Source organism: Jezberella montanilacus (assembly GCF_003003055.1).
GTDB classification, from domain to species: Bacteria; Pseudomonadota; Gammaproteobacteria; order Burkholderiales; family Burkholderiaceae_B; genus Zwartia; species Zwartia montanilacus.
In genome coordinates this window covers 142,639-165,282 of record NZ_PVTV01000017.1, presented here as the reverse complement: position 1 = coordinate 165,282, position 22,644 = coordinate 142,639, and the positions used below count along the sequence as shown (strand labels likewise).

Annotated in this window: 23 protein-coding genes; 8 read left to right on the top strand and 15 right to left on the bottom strand. The window is 48.5% G+C overall.

Annotated features, from left to right (window positions below; translation table 11 throughout):
- Nucleotide 1: 1 nt before the first annotated feature.
- Both BCM14_RS13955 and BCM14_RS13950 read left to right on the top strand, forming a co-directional pair.
- Nucleotides 2-1,273, top strand: a complete 1,272-nt coding sequence (locus BCM14_RS13955) for a YihY family inner membrane protein (protein WP_146129787.1) — start codon at nt 2-4, stop codon at nt 1,271-1,273.
- Nucleotides 1,274-1,295: 22 nt separating this feature from the next.
- Nucleotides 1,296-1,766 carry a CBS domain-containing protein gene (locus BCM14_RS13950; protein WP_106228658.1) on the top strand — a complete coding sequence of 157 codons (471 nt, stop codon included), beginning with the start codon at nt 1,296-1,298 and terminating at the stop codon, nt 1,764-1,766.
- Here BCM14_RS13950 and dusA read toward each other — a convergent pair.
- The gene (dusA, locus tag BCM14_RS13945; RefSeq protein WP_106228657.1) at nt 1,709-2,752 is read right to left on the bottom strand and encodes a tRNA dihydrouridine(20/20a) synthase DusA; all 1,044 of its coding nucleotides are present in this window, start codon (nt 2,750-2,752) and stop codon (nt 1,709-1,711) included. The genes BCM14_RS13950 and dusA overlap by 58 nt on opposite strands.
- A gap of 140 nt (nt 2,753-2,892) precedes the next feature.
- Here dusA and BCM14_RS13940 point away from each other — a divergent pair, with 140 nt between their 5' ends.
- Nucleotides 2,893-3,861, top strand: coding sequence for a homoserine kinase (locus BCM14_RS13940; protein WP_106228677.1), 969 nt, complete (start codon nt 2,893-2,895; stop codon nt 3,859-3,861).
- An 8-nt stretch (nt 3,862-3,869) separates the two neighbouring features.
- Nucleotides 3,870-4,637, top strand: a complete 768-nt coding sequence (locus BCM14_RS13935; RefSeq protein ID WP_106228656.1) for a BPSS1780 family membrane protein — start codon at nt 3,870-3,872, stop codon at nt 4,635-4,637.
- 332 nt (nt 4,638-4,969) lie between these two features.
- On the opposite strand, the gene BCM14_RS13925 is transcribed toward BCM14_RS13935, so the two are convergent.
- The 8 genes from BCM14_RS13925 to BCM14_RS13890 form a co-directional block, all read right to left on the bottom strand.
- On the bottom strand, nt 4,970-5,860 hold the full coding sequence (locus BCM14_RS13925) for a type II secretion system F family protein (protein ID WP_106228654.1): 891 nt from the start codon (nt 5,858-5,860) through the stop codon (nt 4,970-4,972).
- Entirely contained in the window at nt 5,861-6,613 is a 753-nt protein-coding gene (locus BCM14_RS13920; RefSeq protein ID WP_259673642.1) for a type II secretion system F family protein, read from the bottom strand. It abuts the gene before it with no gap.
- A gap of 121 nt (nt 6,614-6,734) precedes the next feature.
- A complete protein-coding gene (locus BCM14_RS13915; protein ID WP_106228652.1) occupies nt 6,735-8,363 on the bottom strand; it encodes a TadA family conjugal transfer-associated ATPase in 1,629 nt (542 codons plus the stop codon).
- Entirely contained in the window at nt 8,364-9,719 is a 1,356-nt protein-coding gene (locus BCM14_RS13910) for a type II and III secretion system protein family protein (RefSeq protein ID WP_106228651.1), read from the bottom strand. It abuts the gene before it with no gap.
- Nucleotides 9,712-10,581 carry a Flp pilus assembly protein CpaB gene (gene cpaB, locus BCM14_RS13905; RefSeq protein ID WP_106228650.1) on the bottom strand — a complete coding sequence of 290 codons (870 nt, stop codon included), beginning with the start codon at nt 10,579-10,581 and terminating at the stop codon, nt 9,712-9,714. The genes BCM14_RS13910 and cpaB overlap by 8 nt, the downstream gene beginning before the upstream one ends.
- A gap of 8 nt (nt 10,582-10,589) precedes the next feature.
- Nucleotides 10,590-11,195, bottom strand: coding sequence for a hypothetical protein (locus tag BCM14_RS13900; RefSeq protein WP_106228649.1), 606 nt, complete (start codon nt 11,193-11,195; stop codon nt 10,590-10,592).
- Nucleotides 11,182-12,417 carry a hypothetical protein gene (locus tag BCM14_RS13895; protein WP_106228648.1) on the bottom strand — a complete coding sequence of 412 codons (1,236 nt, stop codon included), beginning with the start codon at nt 12,415-12,417 and terminating at the stop codon, nt 11,182-11,184. The genes BCM14_RS13900 and BCM14_RS13895 overlap by 14 nt, the downstream gene beginning before the upstream one ends.
- A 127-nt stretch (nt 12,418-12,544) precedes the next feature.
- Nucleotides 12,545-12,796 carry a hypothetical protein gene (locus BCM14_RS13890; RefSeq protein WP_106228676.1) on the bottom strand — a complete coding sequence of 84 codons (252 nt, stop codon included), beginning with the start codon at nt 12,794-12,796 and terminating at the stop codon, nt 12,545-12,547.
- A gap of 229 nt (nt 12,797-13,025) precedes the next feature.
- On the opposite strand from BCM14_RS13890, the gene BCM14_RS13885 reads away from it, so the two are divergent.
- Nucleotides 13,026-14,012, top strand: coding sequence for a Bug family tripartite tricarboxylate transporter substrate binding protein (locus tag BCM14_RS13885; protein ID WP_106228647.1), 987 nt, complete (start codon nt 13,026-13,028; stop codon nt 14,010-14,012).
- Between the two features lie 69 nt (nt 14,013-14,081).
- Here BCM14_RS13885 and BCM14_RS13880 read toward each other — a convergent pair whose 3' ends face one another.
- From BCM14_RS13880 to BCM14_RS13855, 6 genes are all read right to left on the bottom strand, one after another.
- Nucleotides 14,082-14,420, bottom strand: a complete 339-nt coding sequence (locus BCM14_RS13880; protein WP_106228646.1) for a hypothetical protein — start codon at nt 14,418-14,420, stop codon at nt 14,082-14,084.
- A gap of 82 nt (nt 14,421-14,502) precedes the next feature.
- Nucleotides 14,503-14,805, bottom strand: coding sequence for a hypothetical protein (locus BCM14_RS13875; protein WP_106228645.1), 303 nt, complete (start codon nt 14,803-14,805; stop codon nt 14,503-14,505).
- 155 nt (nt 14,806-14,960) lie between these two features.
- Nucleotides 14,961-16,334, bottom strand: coding sequence for a hypothetical protein (locus BCM14_RS13870; RefSeq protein WP_106228644.1), 1,374 nt, complete (start codon nt 16,332-16,334; stop codon nt 14,961-14,963).
- A gap of 173 nt (nt 16,335-16,507) precedes the next feature.
- Nucleotides 16,508-17,389, bottom strand: a complete 882-nt coding sequence (locus tag BCM14_RS13865; protein WP_106228643.1) for an LOG family protein — start codon at nt 17,387-17,389, stop codon at nt 16,508-16,510.
- Between the two features lie 58 nt (nt 17,390-17,447).
- On the bottom strand, nt 17,448-18,389 hold the full coding sequence (trhO, locus tag BCM14_RS13860; protein ID WP_106228642.1) for an oxygen-dependent tRNA uridine(34) hydroxylase TrhO: 942 nt from the start codon (nt 18,387-18,389) through the stop codon (nt 17,448-17,450).
- 16 nt (nt 18,390-18,405) lie between these two features.
- A complete protein-coding gene (locus tag BCM14_RS13855; protein ID WP_106228641.1) occupies nt 18,406-19,233 on the bottom strand; it encodes a class II aldolase/adducin family protein in 828 nt (275 codons plus the stop codon).
- Nucleotides 19,234-19,414: 181 nt separating this feature from the next.
- Here BCM14_RS13855 and BCM14_RS13850 point away from each other — a divergent pair, with 181 nt between their 5' ends.
- From BCM14_RS13850 to BCM14_RS13840, 3 genes are read left to right on the top strand one after another with little or no spacing between them, the layout of a single operon-like run.
- The gene (locus tag BCM14_RS13850) at nt 19,415-20,869 is read left to right on the top strand and encodes a PfkB family carbohydrate kinase (RefSeq protein ID WP_106228640.1); all 1,455 of its coding nucleotides are present in this window, start codon (nt 19,415-19,417) and stop codon (nt 20,867-20,869) included.
- Complete coding sequence (locus BCM14_RS13845) at nt 20,869-21,606, top strand: nucleotidyltransferase family protein (RefSeq protein WP_106228639.1); 738 nt, start codon at nt 20,869-20,871, stop codon at nt 21,604-21,606. The genes BCM14_RS13850 and BCM14_RS13845 overlap by 1 nt, the downstream gene beginning before the upstream one ends.
- Nucleotides 21,603-22,547 (top strand): NAD-dependent epimerase/dehydratase family protein, encoded by a 945-nt coding sequence (locus BCM14_RS13840; RefSeq protein WP_106228638.1) that lies wholly within the window; start codon nt 21,603-21,605, stop codon nt 22,545-22,547. Before BCM14_RS13845 ends, BCM14_RS13840 begins: the two co-directional genes overlap by 4 nt.
- Nucleotides 22,548-22,644 lie beyond the last annotated feature (97 nt).

Genomic DNA, 22,644 nt, shown 5'->3' with positions numbered 1-22,644 from the left:
AATGATGAAGCGTTCAGAAAGTGACCATAATAAGCGAAGGCTTAACAGGCTTGTCACGATTGGCCGGTTCTTCTTGTTGCGGGTGCAACAAGATCGAATTCTCGAAAACGCATCGAACCTGACCTTAACAACCGTGATGGCGCTCGTGCCGTTGCTCGCGGTTGTGCTGTCCTTATTTACTTCTTTCCCCTTGTTTCAAGAGTTCAGCGACGCCTTGCAAACTTTTCTGATCAAGAATCTGTTGCCAGCTGACATATCAGATACGATCATGCAGCACCTCCACGAGTTTGCTACCCAAGCATCAAAGCTAACCGCCATTGGTAGTTCTTTTCTGATCGTCACGTCTGTCTTGCTGGTCATGTCGATTGATTCAGGCTTAAATCAAATCTGGCACGTGAGTCGACCGAGAACGCTTGCGCATCGAGTTGTCGTGTATTGGGGCGTTATCTCTTTAGGCCCAATCATCGTTGGCGCCAGCCTATGGATATCTGCCTACCTTGCAAAAAAATCGATGGGATTTCTTGGCGATATCCCCAACTTTTTCGGTTTGAGCCTGTCGTTTTTGCCGTTTGCCCTGACCTGTATCGGCTTTGCCTTTTTATTCATGCTGGTGCCCCACAGGCATGTTGGTTTTAAGGACGCTTCAATCGGTGGTGCCGTGACTGCCATTATTTTGGAGGCAGTCAAGCTCGGTCTTACTTATTACGTCACTCAGTTTCCGACGTACAAGATGATCTACGGCGCATTTTCAACCCTCCCGGTGTTCTTGGTTTGGCTCTATAGTTCTTGGCTCGCAGTACTGATTGGTGCTTTGATCGCAGCTAATCTGCCCGTCATCCGAACTGGCAGGTTTGAATCTGAGTCGGCTGCGGGTTCAGCGTTCATTGAAGCATTAGCTGTGCTTGAGACGCTTGCAGGTAGTCGTCAAATGCAACCCCCGGGCGCCAGCACCGAGACATTGATGAATGGGGTCAAGGTTCGATACGAGACCTTAATTGACATTCTGCATACTCTGGAAGACTTAGACTTAATAACCAGAATCGACGGTAAAGGTGGCGAGCGATGGGTACTGATTTGTGATACGGTTACAGCAAAATTGAGTCCATTATTTGATCGCCTAGCCATTGACCGCTCGGCCCTCGCGATGGATCTGCGCCCCGAGTTGCGTTCGGCGATTAGTCAGCTGATTAGCTTATCTGGGGATCCGACGTTAGCAGATGTGCGCTTGCGGCATGACAAGTCAGTGATAGAGCCACTACAATCCGCTGACTAGTGAATGGTCGTGGAGAACCAGAATGTTAAAAGTCAGTGAAATTCTTCGTGTAAAAGGCGACACCCTTTATACCGCGAGCCCTGACGCGACTGTGGCGCAAGCCGTGGAAACCATGAGCGAGCACGATATCGGTTCGCTCGTGATTATGGATCATGGCGAGCTTGCCGGCATGCTCACCTTTCGTGAAATCATTCGCCACCTTTACAACAATAACGGTGACCTTGGTCAGACACGGATTCGTAGCATCATGGATGACGCGCCAGTCAGTGTTTCACCCAGCACCAGCGGGGATGAGTTGCAGCGCTTGATGCTCAATAATCATGCTCGCTACGTACCCGTGATGGACGGTCCAGTTCTGATGGGCGTCATCTCGTTCTACGATATGGCTCAAGCGCTTGTGGCTGCTCAAAAGTTTGAAAACTCAATGCTCAAGGCCTATATTAAAGATTGGCCCGGTGAGTCATCAGATCGAGAAAGCGCTTCACAGGCTTGACCGACCTTCTGCCAAGCTTGTTCAATCACTCGAGCCGATGAAGTCTGTAAGAGTTTGTTGTCTGACAACATTCGGCGCCAGTAGCGTGCCCCGGCCCGACCAGTGAACAAGCCCAGAAGCGGTCTCACCAGGACCCTCAGCGGCACATCTTTATGCATTTGCTGGTCTGCGTAGGTTACCAACATTTCAATAAGTTCGGGCTCCGTCAAACGGTGCGTCCCCCACCAGTGGTTGTTCAGTTGAGCGAGGATTTCTGGGTTTTGCCAGGCGGCTCGGCCCAACATCACGCCATCAAAGTTAGGCAACAACTCGTCGCATTGCGCGAGCGTGGTTAAGCCGCCGTTCACGACAATCGTCGCGTCTGGAAAATCCTTTTTGATCCGTGCCGCATCGTGATATCGCAACGGAGGGATTTCCCGATTGTCGCGCGGAGACAATCCCTTGAGGACTGCATTACGAGCGTGCACGACAAAAACGCGGCAACCATTGTCATAAAGCGTACCCACGAAATCTCGGACGAAGCCATAACTCTGATCTGCATCAAGTCCCAGACGGTGTTTGACCGTAACCGGCAAGGGTTGTGAATCCTGCATTGCCTTCAGACAGTCGGCGACCAGTTGCGGTTCAGCCATCAAACATGCGCCAAACGAACCTTTTTGCACTCGCTCAGACGGGCAGCCGCAGTTAAGGTTGATTTCGTCGTAGCCCCACTCTGCTCCCATCTTCGCTGAGGCAGCCAATTCTGAGGGGTCGCTGCCCCCTAACTGCAATGCTACGGGATGCTCTTCGCCTGAAAAATCCAGATGTCTGGGGATATCACCGTGCTGTAAGGCACCCGTCGTGATCATTTCGGTATACAACCTCGCTTGGGGCGAGAGCAAACGATGAAAATAACGACAATGTCTGTCAGTTACATCGATCATTGGCGCGACACAGAGCTTCCATTCATCGTTCTTCGATGCTTGATTGACGGGCGAAACAGTCATGGTGTCAGCTGGGTGCAAGGCGATGGATGATCATATGGTCGGAGTTAGCCAGCATTTTAGCGGTTTGTGTCAATGCACAAGTCCCGCCATCAACCTTGTTAGAATCTGTCTATTCATACAAAATCATCTGCAACGCCAATATGGCCGTTTTTACTCCCGTTTCCCAGCAAGACGCCCGCACTCTCCTCGCTGATTACCAGTTAGGCGAACTCGTGTCCTTAGAAGGCATTGCTGCTGGTATAGAAAACACCAATCATTTTTTGACGACCACCAAAGGCGAATTTGTCCTGACAACGTTCGAGGTGCTGACGTTTAAGCAGCTACCGTTTTACATTGAGTTGATGCATTATCTTGCGCAACGGAAGATCCCTGTACCCGAACCACAAACTCGGGACGATGGATCACGTATATCTACACTTTGCGGCAAACCTGCAGCGATTGTTACCAAACTACCAGGCAGCTATACCGTCGATCCAACCGCTAAGCATTGTGCCGCGGGCGCTGCTACCCTCGCCTATATGCACTTGGCCGCAAAGGATTTTTCTATCCAACAGCCTAACCTTAGGGGTCTGGACTGGTGGATAAAGACGGCACCGATTGTTCAGCCATTTTTGACGAAAGACCAGAGCATCTTGTTGAGCGTGAGTCTGGCCGAGCAGCAAGCCTACGCTAAGACTGCTCAATACAGTGCTCTACCCGAAGGCCCGGCGCATTGCGACCTGTTTCGAGACAATGTTCTATTTGCAGGGTCTCAGGCAGAACCTGTTTTGGGTGGCTTTATTGATTTTTACTTTGCTGGCTGTGATAAGTGGATATTTGATATCGCCGTGTGTGTGAATGACTGGTGCATCGAAAGGCAAACGGGTCTATTAATTCCAAAGTTAGCAGAGGCTTGGCTCGAGGCCTATAACCAAGTCAGACCGTTCACTGATGCTGAGCGCAAAGCTTGGCCAGTGATGTTACGAGCCGCGGCGTTACGATTCTGGTTGTCGAGGCTCTATGATTTTCATGTCCCTCGTGCGGCCGAGATGCTCAAACCTCACGACCCGACACATTTTGAACGCGTACTTTTTGCTCGTATGAACGATGCAATTGTGAATCTTCCCTAGGACGTCTCATGCAAGCAGCAGCACTGCCCCTCATCTCGGGCTGGAATTGGGTTAAAGACGGCTGGCTCCTGTTTAAGAGACAACCACTCGCCTTTACTTCGTTGGCATTGTTTATCAGTCTAATGGTGGTGCTTGCTACGCAAACCTCACCAGTCGGTCCAATTGCGTTCGTCATTCTGATGCCGGCGATGACCTTCATGATTATGTCAGGTTGCCGACAGGCTGCCGCAAATAAGCGAATATTGCCGATGGACTGGTTCCAAGCATTTAAACAGCCGATGATCTTAAAAAAAATGATTGGCTTGGGGACTTTATATTTAGCCCTTTGTTTGCTCAGTGCGCTTGTTTCATTCATCCCCTTCATGAACGACTTAAGTGACGCAATACAAGCGATTAATGCGAGCGGTGATTTTGAACCGCTAATCCAGTCGGCGCAAATCCCGTTGATAATTTTTTTAAGCTTTTATGCACTTGTCACGATGCTGTTTTGGTATGCACCAATGCTGGTTGCCTGGCATAGCATTCCACTGACTCGGGCGTTGTTCTACAGTTTGGTTGCGTGTTGGCGAAACAAGCTCAGCATGCTGATCTATGGGCTGGTCTGGGTCGTCGCGTTTCTGTCAATTGACCTTGCGGTCAGTCTGTTGGCGTGGCTCGGACTGCCCAGTGCCTTAACAGTGAATCTGCAATTTCTGATTAATATCATCGCCGCTAGCGTGATGTATTGCAGTTTCTATCCCAATTACGTCTCTGTATTTGAGGCTAGCGAGACTTAGACAAGTGTTGCTGAAGCGACATCTCAAGTTTTCGTTGGTACCTTTGGATTTCTAGATCACTAATTGGCGCAGCTTCAAACACAGACTCGGCTTGCCAGTGCCACCTTATGCTAAACCGTTGCACAATAGGATGAATTTTAAGAACGCGATAATCTGAGCTGACGAAAGCCACTGAAATCGGATTCGCAAGAGTGAAGGTGTGGATGGATCGACACGGCCTGAGCCACAAGGCTTGGGTTTTTAGTTCGAGAGATCGCCCAGCAAGGCCTCGCAAACGATCAAGCCAGGTATTGCAGTCAATTATTTCTATCAGCTCATCATGATGCATTCTCTTAGCCTATGTTTAGGATATGAGACAAAATTGGAAATCCCAAAACAAGAAAATTACACGGAAATATACACACTGCGAGCGGCAGCAGCATTTTTACAGGTGCCTGCATGGATTGTTTTTCAGTCTGCATATAGCGCTCCTCACGCATTTGCGTAGCATGGTCGCTGATCTGTCTAGCTAGGCTTGTTCCCATCGTATCTGTCTGATGAACGCAAACGACAAAATAGTCCAGCGCTGGGGAGTCGATTTCTTTAGAAAAATCTTGAAGCACTTGGCAAAGGGCGCGACCTGTTTCAACATCCCTTAATATTTGACGGCACCATAACTTGAACTGACTTTCTGCCAAGGCGTGGGTCGCAAATTGAAAGGATGCGCTCAGATTCAAGCCGGCACTTAGCGATATCGCAATGAGATCCATGAACGAAGGTAATGCGCGACCGATTTGGCTGCTGAGTTTCTTGTGTTTATTGTCAATCCATAAGGCCGTGGCTGATAATGATGTCATCAAAGCCAACACAATCGCCATGAGGCCAGCTCCAGCGATCACTAGCGGTTCAATTTCGCCGAGACTGATGTTGCTTACACAAAGCGCAAGACAAAGAGCCAAAATAACGACGACGAATAAACCCAATTGAATAGCGAAGAGGTCCTCTGGCGCCCATTCGTCCAACCCAGCTCTGCGTAGCTTTCGTTCTAAGTAACTGCGCTGTCCCCAAGTCATGAATGGTCTGAGTCGCCGCGTTAAACCATTGATTGCCTGAGATAAACGTCCGTTGGCTGATCGCTGATCGCAAGCGTCTGAAGGGAAGCCGACGGTCGCCATCGTCATGACACACAACGACAGCAAACCTGCCGATACACCCAAAGTAAGAACCAAGAGAACATGTGCCAATTAAATACTGGCCCGCAGAATACGCTGAATCATCAAGATCCCGCAAAGGTCTAAAAACACAATCAAACCGGTTACCCAAAATCCTTGTTCGGTTTCGTAAAAATATTTCGATAGTTCGGGGCTCACCAGTGCAATAGCAAAAAAAATGGCAATAGGCATCAGCCCCATCACCCAAGCCTGTAAGCGCGCCTGCGACGTCAACGCATCCGCCTTCGCAATCTGATGTTGTCGGTTTTGTAATGATTTAGCGTGTGATTCAAGCAACTGCGCTAAAGACCCACCAGTTTTAAACGAAATTTTAAATAAGCCTGTCGTAATCATCACGCTCTCGAGAGGGATTCGTAAATATAGATTTGTAAAAGATTGCTCAAACGAAACACCCATTCGCAGTTGCCTGCTTAACAAGCTGATCTCTTCAGATACGGGTGATGGGCAGACAGTTTCTAATCGGGTTAAGGCAGTGCTTAGGTTCAATCCTGACTTCAGCATCGCGCTCAGTGACAGCAGTGCTTTGGGCAATAGCAGATTGAACTTCTGATACCGTCGATTGATCGCCCATCTGATCAATAGTTTAGGTATGAGAAGTGCCCCAACAAGCACCGAAACAGTCACTATTATGCTGTTAATTACAAGATAGGTCAGTACGGCCCCGAAACCCGACAAGGCTATGACGGCAGGCCATATTCGTCGAACATCAATAAATAAAAAGAGCTCAGCCAGCCCACGACCTGTTTGATCGTTGATCGAACTCATATAGTGTTTGACGTCTCGTCTGATTTGACGCTCGATTGCGTAAACTAGACAAAACACGGCCACCACTAGCAATAGAAGAGCCAAAGCATGCATCAAATGACACCGTGCACGAAATAAAAGGTCAGACGGCCAAATCTAAATGGCTGGACGGAAGATTTGAATAGACATACTGAGATACCTTATCGTCCCAGTGAACAAATGGTTGTAGTAGAAAAATGCCTGACTCGATACCCACAATTTCAGAAATGTTTATCACGCGTCTCACTCCTGCATCGTTACGTTTTATTTGAACCACGACATGAAACGCCGAGGCGATAATTTCTTTAATCGCAATGAATGGCAGGTTTGGGGCAGCTAGTAAAACAAGCGCTTCTAGCCTCTTCAGGGCGTCACGAGGCGTATTGGCGTGTAAGGTGGTGAAAGACCCATCGTGACCAGTGTTCAGCGCCATGACCATGTCGAGGGCCTCCGCCCCTCTCACCTCACCCACGATGAGACGATCAGGCCGCATACGCATTGCATTCTTTACCAAATCACGGATGGTGATTGCCCCGGTGCCTTCGGCATTAGCTGAGCGTGATTCCAGACTGACGACATGTGGGTGATTCAGTCTTAGCTCAGCAGAGTCTTCAATTGTGACGATCCGCTGATCTTTCGCGATCGCGTTTGAAAGTATATTGAGTAACGTGGTTTTGCCGGAACCTGTACCACCAGAAACCAATATATTGAGCCTTGCTTGCACAATTCGCGCTAAGTACCCGGCAATATCTGAGTCAAGAAATCCGGTCTGTATCAAGGATCCGATTGATCGCTCCTTAAATCCGAATTTCCTCACAGTTAAGCTAGTCCCCTTGGTCGAAATCGGGGACAGAACAGCATTAAGGCGGGAACCGTCCGCTAGTCGTGCGTCAACCATTGGAGATGCTTCATCCAACCGACGCCCTACCGGGGCAACGATCCGATCGAGTATTACTTTTAGCGCTGCTTCGCTGCTAAACGTACTCTGGTAAGGCATGATTGTCCCGGATCGCTCCACAAAAACCTCATCGAAACGATTCACCATGATTTCTGAGACACTCGAATCTTTCAAAAGGTCCGAGATCAGCCCTAATCCCAATGACTCTTCTACGACTTGGTGGACATAGCGAAGCAACTGTTCATGATCAGGAAATCTCGGATCGCTTTGATAGACATCCTCTAAATATTTGCTTGCTTGGTCAGTGAGCGAATCACTTGCCATCGCTGTTACGTCTAGCTTTCTAAGATCGAATGCTTGCATTAATTTGCTATGCATTTCAACAAACAACACGTTGGATATCGACGCGCAAGCAGGCAACATAGAGTCGATCGCTTCGACATCATTTGCAGGCTGAAGGTCAAACGAAATCGCCGGATTTGATAGCCCTTTAGCAGGCTCTGTCAGATGTTTTCGCTCTATTGGCAGGGTGGTTTTAAGACCTTGGTTACTGTCGCTGAACTTTATTAAGCATGGGCCAACGACCATTCGATCAGATGCTTTTAATGGACCGTACGTTGCGATCCGCTTGTCGTTCACTAAGGTTCCGAGCAAACTGCCAAGGTCTTGCGCAAAGAGATCTTGCCCGACGTGCTCAATTCGGACGTGCCTCTTAGCGACTCTCCAGTGGTTGATCGGTACCTCACAATCAACGGAGCGTCCAATCAGAAATGGCGTATTAATTTTGAATGTTTCTGTTCGATCATTTTGAAAGCAGATAGTTATATCGATCAATTATTCATCCCACTGGTCAGTTAAAGATTCGCTGTTTACAAATGTTTCTTTGAGGTCAAAATGATTGCTGCCTGCAAGGCCACTTAACCCGGTTGACTCTGAGAACGCTTTATCGATCACATCGCGCGCCACTGCAGACCTTTGATCAAACTCGAGCTCTGCTGGGTCGACGATGTGTGGTGTCACCAAAATAGCCAGTTCAGTTTGTCGTTCTGACGTCCGTTCAGAACCAAAGACGTGTCTTAAGATCGAGGTATCTGATACCCCCGGTAAGCCTTCCCAATCTCGGGATTTTTCGCGAGAAATAAATCCACCTAGGATCAATGTTTGTCCCGAACGGACGTTAAATTCAGTTGATGCACGCCTGACTCGCATGGCAGGTCCGTTAGGCAACATAATTGTTGGATCGACTGAACTGACCTCTATTTCAATACTTGATCGAACTGTATCCCGACCGTTTGCCTGTGGGGTGATATTTAAGCTGACTCCATACTTTTTAAAAAACGTGTTAACCCGTCCATCCTTATCTGTACTTGAATATGGGACTTCACCTCCCGCAAGGAAATTAGCCGTTGATCCGCTTCTTGTTAGCAATTGCGGTTGTGCCAAAATCACAGCCTCACCTTTGCGGGACAGTGCATCTATGCGCGCGGACAGGATAGTGTTCAAGCCTATCATTGCACCAGCGTGACTCGAATTTAGGCCAGCAGGTAGCCGCGTTACGCCTGGATCCGGCGAACCTGTCGTCCAGTCCAGTGCAGACTTAAGACCACTGTTGGGGTTAGCGTCCCATTTCAAACCGAGTTCTCGAAGCGTAGCTGACGGTAGCTCAATCACCAGCACATCAAGCATGATCATCCGATCCCAGCCAACTGCATTGGTTAAGTCAAGAATGTCAGGGTACTGTGCACTGATTTGTGCCACACGGCGTTTATCGTGGTCGCTAACGTTCATGCCTTCTAAAATAATTTTGTCACCACTAGTAGAGACGGTGATTGTCGAGATATCGCTGAGGAGCTTTTTTACACTCAGGTAGTTTGCTTCAAAGCCCCTGGGATTAACTGTGACTTCGTATTGGTGATGTCTGCCCGTTTTAGACCAGACATCAGCACGAGTGCTTCCTCTAGCCTTACCGAAGATCAAAATGCCGGTCATACCCGATGCCGAAACTTGAGCAATTTGACTGTCACCTACCGCAATACGACTGACCTGATTGACGTTTAGAAAAGCTGATCCACCTACCTCAAGAACGATGGTTCGCAGCACGGGATCAACAGCGTGAGCACTGTGTGGGTCGATAATTAAACAACCGGATAGCAATATGCGCTTGAGTATCATTAATACTTTGTTACTCATGCGTTGATGACTCAAACGTCGAGTTGCGGGCCGAATCGCTTGGGCTTTGGATATCTATCCCAAGGCGATCACCGTATATGATCTCCGGCAGCTCGTTTCCTGGCGTATTGGAAACCAAACCAAGTAAGGAAGGTAAATCCTGAGGCGGTAATAGACGGGTATCGTTGTCTTGATCGCGAGTCGACGTTCTCGCTGAACGAACGACCGCTGAAATCACACCACCCTGCTTTGCTGTAACGAGTTTTTGGGCATCATCCTGAGAGACCTCTACGGTCAGGACACCGTGGGCGTTCTGGGTTGTTTGCTTCGCGTGACCAGGTGAAGTATTGCTTGTTGGCGCAGCTAAAACAGAGACTGAACGCAACAACATAGAGGTTGTTCGGCGCCCTGCATGATCAAACGTTACAAATAGATCCACCTCGTCACCGATCGAAATCATATCGATTGATGAGTCACCTGTTTCAATTGGGATAGATACGGCACGCATGCCAACCTTAAGCTTGGAATTCAAGGGCTGCGTATCGATCTCGGAGAGATGACTGCTCAAAATCAATTGACCAATCGATAGATCTGTTCTCAGATAGCTACCCAAAACTTCGTCAAGTTGATCCGTCCCGTAGCTGTGATCGATCAGCCATTTTTGTGGGAAATCTTGGATCGCGAGATCATCGTGTGTTAGCTGTGTCCCGTGCTTAAGGGTTCTTGCGCTAACAATTCGAGGCATGTAATCTAAACTGAATTTGTCCTGAATCGCTCGCTCGGTTCTCGAAATGTACAGGTGTACAGACCATGCAGCCATCAGGCCCAACGAGAGCGACAGTAGCAACAAGCCTCGGGGCCGCTTGACTAAATCCATCTGCATAGACTGTGTCACCTGCCGATTTGTCGGGCGATGAGCGGGACGACTTGGCCCCAACGATCTAACCAATCAGAGCTAGGTTGAGCACGCATCCACGGCGTATCCAGTGTGCCAAGTTGCTGGGCAAATTTTTGAAAGTCCTGCTGAGCCTGACTACTTACTTTGCCCCAAATTTTCTGATCCTTTTCTAGCCGCTGGTGCATGTGCCGTTCGCTCGATGCATGACTGTCAGAACGGATTGTGTACGAAGTTTTGTTAATGACTAGAGTTAGTAACTGTGTCGCCGCGGTGGATGTTGCGATGACATCCTCGAAAGTTCCGGTTCCGGTCGATGCGCCCCTATCAATCATGCTTATTTTGGTCGATATGTTTGTATATCCTTTTGAGTCAACATGAGCTGGCGCAAGCAACGTGGGCGGTGGTCTCATTTTTGTCATGGAAAATGCCTGGTAATGGCTGGTTGATTGCGACTGAAAGATGAGCGTTTGAATACGATTGATTTCGGTTAGGCACAAAATGAATGAAATTAACGCGGTTACGGCTAAGAGTGATTCAGTCAAGGCCTGGCCTGATTGAGCAAGGCCATCGCGATTACTTTCTGCATCACGGGCGCGCATTCAAGAGCGACTCGTCCTGCGGTGAAAGCTTTGCATGCCAGAATGCGTAGTACAGATGGGGAGAGTCTTGATACTCAGTGACTGCGCTGAGTCTGGGTGGCTCAAAATACGCTTCTGCTTTTGAGCGTACGACCAACTCAAATGGGATGCCCAGCACAGAAAAACCTTTTTGTTTCACGACCAGTTGAAATGTGAAAGAGCGTCTGTCAGTCCTATTTAAGTGAGAAAATTGAGCAAAACCACCTGATCTAAAACGCTGGCTCGTTTGCTGTGCCCAGGCATCAGCGAGAGAGTTTTTGCTACTGAACCACGAGACCCCATCGAGTTGAACGACTGACTTAAACCAACGCCAAAAAGGCATCTTTGAGAAATCCCAGGGCGCAGACTGGTTTTGAATCGCTGGCCTATCGGACTGGATCTCTTGCGCGAGACCCCAGCCCATTGGGTACTCTCTCTCGTAACAACCGATTAAACGATTAAATTTGATGGCGTGGTACGACAGGTTGTCGCTTGATTGCCAACGGCCATGTTTATCCAGGCTAGTATTACCTCGGCGGCGTAATTTAGGGCGAAAAATCGGGCACTGGAGGTTGGGCCACCACCAGTTGATTTTGGTAACGTTGCGGGGCTTAAGGTAACCGTACATACCCGTTACAGTCTCCAGGAATTCGCGCCATTCAGGATGCTGCGTTGAACTGACCTGCACACGGTTCTGAAACTCATCCAGCACAAGCTCATAAGAGACGCCAATATTGGCCAGTGTTGTTCCCTTTAAGCTGTTGTGACCAGCTGACAAATTGCGCGCCAGAATATCGTCGATCACGTCGAGCCGAGCCTGGGTGACAACATTGATAAGCGTGCTTCGCGATCGGGCAATGTCTTGATGAATTTGCCGATTGTGGCTGTCATGATGTTTTTGAATCGTCTGCACAATACTTTCAGGCGAAATCATCTTTTGTGCACTTACATAAGATCCGGCATATTGCGCACCAAAAAGTGTACCGATTAACCAGGGAGGCGGATTACGTTGCATTGAGCGGCTAGCTTGCGTGCCCATGAACTTAACAGCAGATCCTAACGTGACCCAATGTGCCATGGCAACTTGATGAGCCAATTGTGATCGATTGAGGTAGGCGTGCGCGTTTAGAGAGCGTGCTTGAAAGACGGCCGCAGCATAGGCGGCTGCATCGGCAGATTGAGATAAATGAAGCTTAGCAAACATGAGTTGACCAATTGAATAACTAGTGAGGCACAGAAGCGAACCGATCGCCAGGAAAAGCAACGCTACAACAAAGGCTTGCCCGGAGCACTTACCTTCAGGTCGCCTAATCGAGTTCAATTGTGATGGTTCAACGAGTGGAGGTGGCACCGTTACCCGTGAATGTGTTCAAGGTCTTTTTGCCAGTTTGTTTGGCAGCACCGTCAGCTGCTGCTTTTGCTGATCGGTTTTGTGTGGTCCCGTCATCGCCCGCCAGCTCTTTTGCCATGGCTGCCGTTTGAGAACGAATAACCTGACCGAAGTACTGGTAAGCAGCGATCGCTGCAATGGAAATAAGCGCGACAATGATGATGTATTCGGTCATGCCCTGACCCAGTTGCATGACCCGAGGCTGATTTTTTCTTGCACGATGAATGGAACCGTTTGTGATTGCAAAGTGAGCCATAAAGCCTCCAAAAATTAATTAGCCTCAAATTATGAATGGCTCCCTAAATTGGCTCAATTCGAAGTTATACGAAGTGTCTCGACGTCTCAGCTTATTGGTTATATAGTTATCGAACAAATGGCACGGCTGGGCTGAGGCCAACTATAAAAATGAGACAAGAGGAATCATGGGTAATTTACCGAAAGTATTAACGCTTCGTCTTGCACTCGCGGTTAGTGCAGTAATCTACGGATCGGTGGCCAGCGCTCAAACCGGTGACTATCCCAATCATGGGATCCGCTTTATTGTGCCCTACTCTGCGGGTTCTACTACCGATGTGATCGCGCGCATTTATGCATTAAAGCTGAGCGAGGCCCTGGGTCAGACTGTAACGGTTGATAACAAACCAGGTGCTGGTGGAAATATTGCATCTGAAATGACGGCTCGAGCTGCGCCTGATGGGTACACAATTACTTTCTCGACTAGCGCGACACATGCAACCAATCCAACACTTTATAAAAACGTTTCGTTTGATCCGGTTAAAGACTTCACTCATATAGCCTTGATGGTGGCGGCACCGAATATGCTCGTCATTAACCCAAAGTACCCTGTCCATAATATGAGTGAATTGATCGCCTACGCCAAAGCCAATCCCGGCAAATTGAGCTACATATCCAACGGTTCGGGTACGTCACCGCATATGGCTGGCGAATTGCTTAAAACAATGGCCGGTATTGACATTCAGCACGTGCCCTACAAAAATATCACGCAAGGATTTAGCGATTTGCTTGCTGGTGAAGTGGCAATGACTTTCTATCACGTGCCTGTCATTTACCCTCACGTCAAGAGCGGGCAATTGAGAGCATTAGGTGTTGCCACGTCAGTACGCAGCCCGATAGCTCCAGAGGTACCGCCAATCGGGGACACTGTGCAGGGGTTTGACCTACGTCCATGGTGGGGGTTAACCGGGCCCGCAGGTATGCCTGAACCAATCGTGGCAAAGTTGCACGACGTGACCAACACTATTCTTAATGATCCAGATGTACAAACACGACTGCTTGCTCAGGGTGTGATCATCACCCCAATGTCGACCGAAGGGTTTAATCGGTTCGTGGTGACTGAGATAGCGAAATGGTCAAAAATTGTCAAAGACTCTGGTGCTCAAGCTGACTAGTAGCCGAAATCTCACTCTCTATCAGTCCGGCAGTTTACGCGGGTGTCCCGTAAACCTGAGTGCAAGCGATCAGGCAAAGGTGTTGACTATGCTGCCTGGTCCGGTTGGCTCAGCGGGTGTTTTTGGTTCAACCGGCGCGTTTGCTTCTGCGACATTTGCTTCCGCGCTGGCGGCATTAGTCGTGTAAAACACGGTGTTGCTGTGAGCATCAACAATCCCAGTCGTTTCTGGATGCAACTGATTCTCAAGGGCTTTTGTGATCTGTGGATCCAAGGTCGTGACAGTCGAAGGACTGGCAATATAGGTATCAACAGATGTTTTGACACCTGGAATCGAGGCTTCAGCAGACTTTCCTTCAGCAAGTAAGATCGGATCAGGCGGAGTATAAGATACGGGATTAATAGTCACGATATTCTCCTTAAAAATTAACTAGATAATCATTTAACGGTAGATTTCTGGACTTCTTGAATCGACTAACTGCTTACTTCCATTAAGCGTACACGTTAATCAAGCTGCCTGCTGCATTTAAACCGAGTGCTGTGTTTTGAGCGTTGGTTACCGCAACTGGATCAAGAGCCCGGTTGCTATACAGGTAGGTATCGCTTGCACTATTCACTTGAATTGGTGCATTCAGCTGCACTTCAAGGTTGTTGATTTTCTGTTGGCCTGAAGATGTTTTGGAGGAAGCACACGCGATACAGGCATCTAATGTCGACTTGAGCTGGGCTTTCGTGGGATCAAAAGCCTGCCAAGGGCTGGGCGAATAATAAGACGACGCTGAACTGATATTCATGACGCACTCCTATTTCTTAAGACTATAACTCTCTAACGGTGTTTGTCAATATTTCTTAAGTCCTGATCAACTGGGGCAGCTCAAAGACGCTTATTTAGCTCTGAAATGACAAAAAACCTCGGCGAACCGAGGTTTTTTAGTCAAAACTAAGTAAATCAAGCACCCCAGGGTGTGATTGCTTCTTTCAGAGCTTTGTAGCCGTCAAGGTAACGTGGGCGTTTGCCAGCATAGACTTTGTCAAAAGTAGCCAATTGATCATCCAACCATTTGGCTAATTTCTCATTGCCAGGATTTGCTGCCTTGTAGGCTTCGTTGATCAAAACAAAGTGAATGCGTGGATCGTAAGGAGACTTGGTACCGCCCTCAGTCTCATCACCTGCCAACAAGCGTAGAAGCATGGTGTCGGCTGAGCCGAGAGTCTGTTCGTAAATAGGGGCTCCGTGAACCCGGTACATGATACTGGTCATGTCTTTACCGTTAGTCATGGTGAAACCCATGTCAACCCAGAGCTTTTTCATATCCACACCCGCACCGACTTTGTCCAAAACAATCTGGCCCCAGTCACGCAGAACGTCAGCTGCGTCGGCCATCAAGTCGGTCAAGCGGTCACCGTCCAGGTCAGTTGCATAGACGATGCAAGGACGCTGACGGATCATGTCGTGCAATAAGAGGCCGAAATTGGTGTCAGAGATGTGTTCGTAAATCTCACCGCCCCAGTTTTCCATGCCATCTTTGAAGTCTTTGGGCAACAAGGCAACGATTGCGTCGACGTTTGCGCGATGTTCTTCGTAGGCATCAACTGCGTACTTACGCTTGAGCTCAAACTTAGTGCCTTGTAATAACCAACGCATAATGCCAGCGTTCACAGCATCTTCTTGCGCTTGGGTAGGCTTTGTCGCAACGCGACCGATATGACCTGTCTCGTGAACCATTTGCAGGAACAAACGCGCTGCATAGGCCATACGAATACCGGGGGTGTTCATCTCTGAGTGGATATTGCCGGTCTCAGGATCGATTTTGAATTTCTTTTTGTCCTGCGAGTATGGCAGGCCTGGCATGAAGCGGATGCTCGTTACACCGCCATAGGGGCGAACGTTGCAATAAACGCCGGCTGCGGTGCGCAAAGGAGCATTGGCGGATTTTCCGGCGACAACGACTTTTTTACCGTCTTGATTAACGAGGAAGTCACCTGCGGTAGACCATTTCAGCGCAATGAAATCCAGTTTGCCGAACCATTCGAGGGACACCAAGTTGGTGTCGTGCCTGAACTGGGCCATCATTGGGACGCCCAAAAATGGCAGACCAAGAACATCCAAGGCCATGAGTGTGCCGTTGAGGGCGAACATGTCGGTAAATGCGTGAGCAACTGGTTTTACACCGCCAGCAGTGCTGCCGCCTTCCCAGATGATCGCGTCAGGGCAACCAGTGGGCTTAATAGCCGAGCGTTTGTAAATACCATCCAAGGTCTTGAATAGGTCGCCATGTTGCTCATCTTGAGCGATTTTCAATAAATCGAGAGTCTGTGCCATGAAAGGATAAAAAGCCCTGATTAGTGTGAATGGGAGACAACGGTAAATATGCTTTTAGGTGTGTCACTCAAAGGCGTGCTGTCAATGCTACTTTGAATTATCGCACTACTCAGGACCCGAGCCAAGCGAGATGCAATTTGTCGACAAAATTGCCTAACAACCAGAAAAAGCCATTAATCTCGACGCTTTTCAATTGTTTTATTGCCTAAGTCGTACCAGTCGTAGATCACCTTCCAGGCTTCTTCAGGCGTATCAACCAGATGGAACAACGCGAGATCCGTCTTGTCGATTAGCCCATTTTCAACAAAACCTTGAAAATTGATGACTGACGACCAGAAAGCCTTGTTCACTAAAACGACAGGAAACGCATGAATTTTGCGAGTTTGGATAAGGGTAAGCACCTCAAACAGTTCATCCATCGTCCCGAAGCCACCAGCAAAGGCAACGATCGCCCTCGCCCGCAGAAGAAAATGCATTTTTCTTAGCGCGAAATAATGAAACCGAAAGCAAAGCTCTGGTGTGATGTAGGGATTATGGGTCTGTTCTCTCGGCAAAGATATGTTCAGACCGACCGTCAAATCACCCATCTCGCTGGCGCCGCGAGTGGCGGCTTCCATGATGCCGGGGCCACCGCCAGTACAAATACGTAATTTCTGATTGTTTTGGCTTTGAGCGAGATTGTAGCGGGCCACTAAGCGCCCAAACGATCGGGCGGCTTCGTAATTCTTGCTATGCGTTAAATCTATATTACTTTTCTGAATTTCTTCGTCAGTCACGGCAAGCGTGCTCGCTTGCTCGGCCGCCTCTTTGCTGACGCATCTGGCTGAGCCAAATACAGTAATCGTATGATCAACGCCAAGACTCTTCATGGCAACCTCTGGTTTAAGCAGCTCTAACTGGAACCGTATGCCTCTGGTTTCGGGGCTGGTCAGGAACTCTTGATCCAAGAAAGCAAACCGATAGGCATTGTTTTGATCATCGGTCGGTTCAGATCCGGCATGCTGCAGAAAATCAGCAATCGAAATGGCGTTGTCGGCCAACAGATTCGGTGTCATTATTTAAATCCTGACGGAAAGTCCTAATTGCAGGTAAACCTGAGATGGGGAACAAAATTCAGCTTAAGGTCGTCGACTGACCAACATGTGTTTCCTGTCTTTGCTCCGCCAACTCACATTGACGCTGTCGTTCACGGGCGCTTTGTTTCTGTTCGTCGGTTGTTTTCTCAAAACAACGGGGGCAGCTGACCCCCAACTCAAACTTTGGTGACGCCGCGGCAATCTCGGAAACTGGTTGCCGACAGCAGCGGCACAGTTGATGCGGCCCAAGTTTTAAGCCGTGCTCAACTGAAACTCTTTCATCGAACACGAAACAGGCCCCTTCCCAAAGGCTCTGTTCAGGGGTGATGTGCTCAAGATATTTTAGAATGCCGCCTTCAAGGTGGTAGACCTGTTCATAGCCCTTCTCTTTGAGCAGCGCGGTCGATTTCTCGCATCGGATACCGCCTGTGCAAAACATAGCGACTTTTGTCGTCTTTTTGGACCGATTGTTCAGCAGCGTTGTGCTGTCGAGCCAACCGGGTAAGGCTGAAAATGTTTCGATATTAGGATTAATCGCCCCTTTGAAACTACCGAGCTCAACCTCATAATCGTTGCGTGTATCAATTACCAGAACGTTCGGGTCGCTGATGAGGGCATTCCAGTCCTGTGGCTTAACGTACTGACCCACCATCTTAGTCGGACTGACTCCTGCGACGCCAAGTGTGACGATTTCTTTTTTTAACTTCACTTTCATGCGTCGAAACGGCGCCTTGTTTGCCCAGGACTCTTTGTGCTGAAGGTCTGCAAGCAAAGGATCTGCCCGCAAGTGAGCCAGAAGCAACCTCACCGCATCTGGTTCTCCTGCAATGGTACTGTTGATGCCCTCTCGAGCAAGAAGAATCAATCCACGAATGCCTAACTTGTTGCACAGCAGAAGCAGCGGCTCACGACGTTCGGCGTAGTCGGTCAGTTCAACAAATTTGTAAAAAGCGGCCGTTAAATATGATCCGGATTGCATTAATACTTAAAACCGCCTAATTGAGAAAGTCTGGCTGTTCTTTGAGAATACGATCCCAAAGGGGCTGAAACTGAAACCAACCAGCAAACGAGTTACCCACCAGCGAAAACACTTGTTCAGCGGATTCTGTTGATACAAGCTTAAGTGGCTTGCCAGCCGCAGCAGCTTGGGCGAGCAACTGGACCTGGCAGCAACGCTCCATTGCGATGTACCACCAGGCTGCTGCGTCAACCGAATCTGCGACAGTCAACAAGCCGTGATTGGAGAGAATTGCAGCTTTATAGTTACCTAAGGCTTTGGTCAAACGCGCGCCTTCATCCGCGTCGATGACGACACCACCATAATCGGTATACAGGGCGTGGTCTTGGTAAAAGGCGCAGACGTCCTGATTGATCATTGCAAGTGGCTGATCCAGGGCAGCAAAGGCGCGGCCATAGATAGAATGAGTGTGCGCCGCAGCAATGACATCGGGGCGAGCCGCGTGAATGGCTGAATGAATCGCGAACGCGGCTGCGTTAACTGGGTGATCCCCCTCGATCACATCGCCATGGTGATCCACTCGAATCAGGCTCGAGACATTAATCTGGCTAAAGTGCATACCGTAGGGGTTGACCCAAAATGTGTCGGGAAACTCGGGATCTCGCGCAGTAACATGCCCTGCTACGCCTTCATCGAACCCAAAGCGGGAAAACAACCGAAACACGCCAGCTAATCGCTGTTTGCGATGCAGACGCTCTTGCTCAACTGTTTTAAAAACTGGCGGTTGCGGCAATTGAGGAGCATTGCCAGAGCCCACACGCTGTTGTGATGCTTGCAAACCACTGATCTTTTCAGGTGCATTCATGATTAGTCATCAAGCCTAAGTTAGATATCATTGGCATATATTAGAACAATCTGCATTTCTAGCCGCTTAGCTTTCGCTCTAAATCATTGATTAGCGTGATAATTCGCTACGAGTTCTCGCAATCCCTCGGCTCAACTGATCTTTACTATCCACAGATAAGACCAACTTTTGTTCAGTGATTATGTCCATATCGGATATCAGAAAGATATTTCAACTTGAAAGAGTGTTTGTCTACGGGGACTTTTTTGTTCTTCACCCGGGGCACGTGCGCTTTTTGAAGTTTGCAGCGAGCTGCGGCGACAAACTCTATGTTGGCATCAATAATAGTCAGCCAAATCCAAACTTTCCGAGCCCTAAAGAGCGCTTAGAAACGCTTCGATCACTGAATCTTGAAGCTGAGATTTTTATCATTGAGACGAGCGTCAAAGAAGTTCTTGAAGATCTTCGTCCTGATACCTTAGTGAAAGGCAAGGAACATAAAGCCCAACATAATGAAGAAGTTGAGTGGCTCTCTGCTTGGGGCGGCAAGTTGCTATTTGCCTCCGGCGAATCCACTTATTCAAGCGACGAGTTGTTACCAGCCAAACCCAAAGACCTGCATACCTATTGGGTTAAGCCACAGGAATTCATGTCTCGCCACCGTTGCGACACGCCGCAACTTGAAGAAATAATCCACAACTTTCAGTCAAAACACATCATCGTCATCGGTGATCTAATTATTGATGAGTATGTAAATTGCAATGCCCTCGGTATGTCTCGCGAAGACCCAACTCTGGTTGTGTCGCCCCAAGACTCGAAGAAGTTTTTAGGTGGTGCTGGGATTGTCGCATCACACGCACACTCGTTAGGTGCGACGGTTAATTTTATTTCAGTGACGGGTGACGACAACACTGCTCAATTTGCCGAGGACCTGTTAAATTCGTATGGAGTAAAAAGTACTCTTTTTATTGACCCAAGTCGCCCAACCACACTCAAACAACGGTACCGAGTATCGGATAAAACCATGCTCAGGGTGAGTCACCTTCGTCAACACGAGATCGATCAAGAAATTGTAGATAAGATCGAAGCATCACTAAGGGATCTTATCCCCCAGGCAGATGCGCTGATTTTTGCAGATTTTAATTATGGCTGTCTGCCACAGTCGCTCGTGATTAAGTTGATTGAGTTAGCACAACAGCACCGACTCATCATCGGCGCAGATTGCCAATCTAGCTCACAGATTGGTGATATTTCTCGGTATGTTGGCGCGACATTTGTGACACCAACAGAACACGAAGCCAGGCTCGCGCTGCGTGACAGTCAGTCCGGTTTAGCTCATATTGGTAATCAACTACTTGATAAAACGAATGCATCTAACGCTTTCATCACGCTAGGCTCAGCAGGCGTGCTCGTCGTTTGCCGTGATGCAGACAAACAAAGCGGCCTCAAGGCGGATTTGCTACCCGCTCTTAATACCGTGCCCGTCGACACCTCGGGTGCAGGTGATTCATTGCTTGTGACCTCGACTTTAGCGATGGCAAGTAAGGCCAGCGCGTTTCAAGCTGCTTACCTTGGATCGCTATGCGCCGCCATTCAAGTATCGCGCGTTGGCAATATCCCGATCAAATTATCTGAACTGAAACAGGTACTTCAATAATGAGCGCACCGTTTCAAGGAGTTAAAGCATTACTTCTTGCCGGTGGTTTCGGGACCAGATTAAAACCGCTGACCGATCGCACGCCTAAGTGCCTCGTGCCAATCGCTGGCCGCCCTTTGCTTGATTATTGGCTTGAAACGTTAAGCGAAGCAGGCATAGACCGCATATTGATCAATACTCATTATTTGTCAGAACAGGTCGCTGATTTTTGTAGCAATAGTCCGTACCGTCATTTGATTGATTTAACACATGAAAATGACTTGCTAGGTACTGCTGGCACCCTGCGAGCAAATCGCAACTATTTTGATGAAAAAATACTGCTGGCGCATGCTGATAATTTCACGCTCTTCGACGCCAAAGCATTCGCCGATTCGCACAGTCGTCGCCAGTCACACTGCATGGCGACGATGATGACCTTTACGACCGACACGCCGTCGAGTTGCGGTATTGTTGAATTGAATGACGAGGGTGTGTTGATCGATTTTCACGAGAAAGTCGCAAACCCCCCAGGGAATAAAGCGAATGCAGCCGTGTTCTTACTTGAACATAGTTGTCTCGATTGGCTGGATCAAAAACCAGAAGCCAGTGACTTTTGCAGGGATATAGTCCCTTTAGGAATTCACAAAATGCAGACTTTTCACAACGATATTTATCACCGAGACATCGGGACCCCCGAATCATTTCAGCAGGCCAACCTAGACTACCTTCAACTTATTCAGGCGCGATCAACATCATGAACATTTTCCTAACTGGTGCATGTGGCTATAAAGGTACGGTTTTAGTCCCTAAACTGTTGGCGGCTGGCCATCAAGTCACTGCATTCGACATCATGTGGTTTGATAATCACCTCGCACCAGCGCCTGGGCTGACGGTTGTTCAGGGAGATATTCGCGATGCCGATCAGCTCGATCTGTCTGGTTTCGATGCAGTCATTCATCTGTCTTCGGTCGCAAACGATCCTTGCTCAGACTTAAATCCTCTACTCACCTGGGAGATTTCATGCTTAGCGACTATGCGGCTAGCAGATAAGGCAGCGCGACAAGGGATTAAGCATTTCATCTACGCGTCGTCTGGGAGCGTATATGGCTTAAAAGACGAGGACAGTGTTACTGAAGATCTTGAGTTGGTTCCTTTATCTGAATACAACAAGACCAAAATGGTAGGCGAACGTGTTTTGATGTCTTATTCAGATCAGATGACAGTGCAAATTGTGAGACCTGCGACCGTTTGTGGGTTATCCAACCGTATGCGGCTGGATGTCGCGGTGAATCTCCTGACGATGCAAGCAATCAGCAAAGGCGAAATCACAGTTTTAGGCGGTGATCAGACTCGACCAAATATTCACATTGACGATATCACTGATCTGTACTTATTTTTGTTAAACAGGCCCGACGTTCAAGGTATTTATAACGCTGGTTTTGAAAATATTTCGATACGCGACATCGCTGAAATGGCAGCTAAACATACCGGTGCCAAAATAGTGATTAAGCCGTCTAACGACCCACGCTCTTATCGCGTCAGCTCCGCTAAGCTCTTGGCTACAGGGTTCAAACCGACTAAGACTGTCGAGCACGCGATCCGCGAAATAGTAGAGGCATTCAAGGCAGGCAAGCTTAAGGACGAGGATCGGTACTACAACTTGAAATGGATGCAGCATAAGGGCTTAGCCGGCGTATGATCCCTGACGACTAAAGGCTTGATTAAAGCTAAAAAACCCTATGAACTCTGCAGATTCGAGAGCATGGGTCGTGACTATGATGGACGGATGAGAACAA

Coding starts and splice junctions, on each gene's coding strand:
- BCM14_RS13855 (WP_106228641.1), bottom strand. CDS start 19,233: ATGAATGCACCTGAAAAGATCAGTGGTTTGCAAGCATCACAACAGCGT.
- BCM14_RS13920 (WP_259673642.1), bottom strand. CDS start 6,613: ATGAGTTCGATCAACGATCAAACAGGTCGTGGGCTGGCTGAGCTCTTT.
- BCM14_RS13950 (WP_106228658.1), top strand. CDS start 1,296: ATGTTAAAAGTCAGTGAAATTCTTCGTGTAAAAGGCGACACCCTTTAT.
- BCM14_RS13875 (WP_106228645.1), bottom strand. CDS start 14,805: ATGAATATCAGTTCAGCGTCGTCTTATTATTCGCCCAGCCCTTGGCAG.
- BCM14_RS13885 (WP_106228647.1), top strand. CDS start 13,026: ATGGGTAATTTACCGAAAGTATTAACGCTTCGTCTTGCACTCGCGGTT.
- BCM14_RS13865 (WP_106228643.1), bottom strand. CDS start 17,389: ATGACACCGAATCTGTTGGCCGACAACGCCATTTCGATTGCTGATTTT.
- BCM14_RS13935 (WP_106228656.1), top strand. CDS start 3,870: ATGCAAGCAGCAGCACTGCCCCTCATCTCGGGCTGGAATTGGGTTAAA.
- trhO (WP_106228642.1), bottom strand. CDS start 18,389: ATGCAATCCGGATCATATTTAACGGCCGCTTTTTACAAATTTGTTGAA.
- BCM14_RS13840 (WP_106228638.1), top strand. CDS start 21,603: ATGAACATTTTCCTAACTGGTGCATGTGGCTATAAAGGTACGGTTTTA.
- BCM14_RS13895 (WP_106228648.1), bottom strand. CDS start 12,417: ATGTTTGCTAAGCTTCATTTATCTCAATCTGCCGATGCAGCCGCCTAT.
- BCM14_RS13890 (WP_106228676.1), bottom strand. CDS start 12,796: ATGCAACTGGGTCAGGGCATGACCGAATACATCATCATTGTCGCGCTT.
- BCM14_RS13845 (WP_106228639.1), top strand. CDS start 20,869: ATGAGCGCACCGTTTCAAGGAGTTAAAGCATTACTTCTTGCCGGTGGT.
- dusA (WP_106228657.1), bottom strand. CDS start 2,752: ATGACTGTTTCGCCCGTCAATCAAGCATCGAAGAACGATGAATGGAAG.
- BCM14_RS13850 (WP_106228640.1), top strand. CDS start 19,415: ATGTCCATATCGGATATCAGAAAGATATTTCAACTTGAAAGAGTGTTT.
- BCM14_RS13900 (WP_106228649.1), bottom strand. CDS start 11,195: ATGCGCGCCCGTGATGCAGAAAGTAATCGCGATGGCCTTGCTCAATCA.
- cpaB (WP_106228650.1), bottom strand. CDS start 10,581: ATGCAGATGGATTTAGTCAAGCGGCCCCGAGGCTTGTTGCTACTGTCG.
- BCM14_RS13955 (WP_146129787.1), top strand. CDS start 2: ATGATGAAGCGTTCAGAAAGTGACCATAATAAGCGAAGGCTTAACAGG.
- BCM14_RS13910 (WP_106228651.1), bottom strand. CDS start 9,719: ATGAGTAACAAAGTATTAATGATACTCAAGCGCATATTGCTATCCGGT.
- BCM14_RS13870 (WP_106228644.1), bottom strand. CDS start 16,334: ATGGCACAGACTCTCGATTTATTGAAAATCGCTCAAGATGAGCAACAT.
- BCM14_RS13940 (WP_106228677.1), top strand. CDS start 2,893: ATGGCCGTTTTTACTCCCGTTTCCCAGCAAGACGCCCGCACTCTCCTC.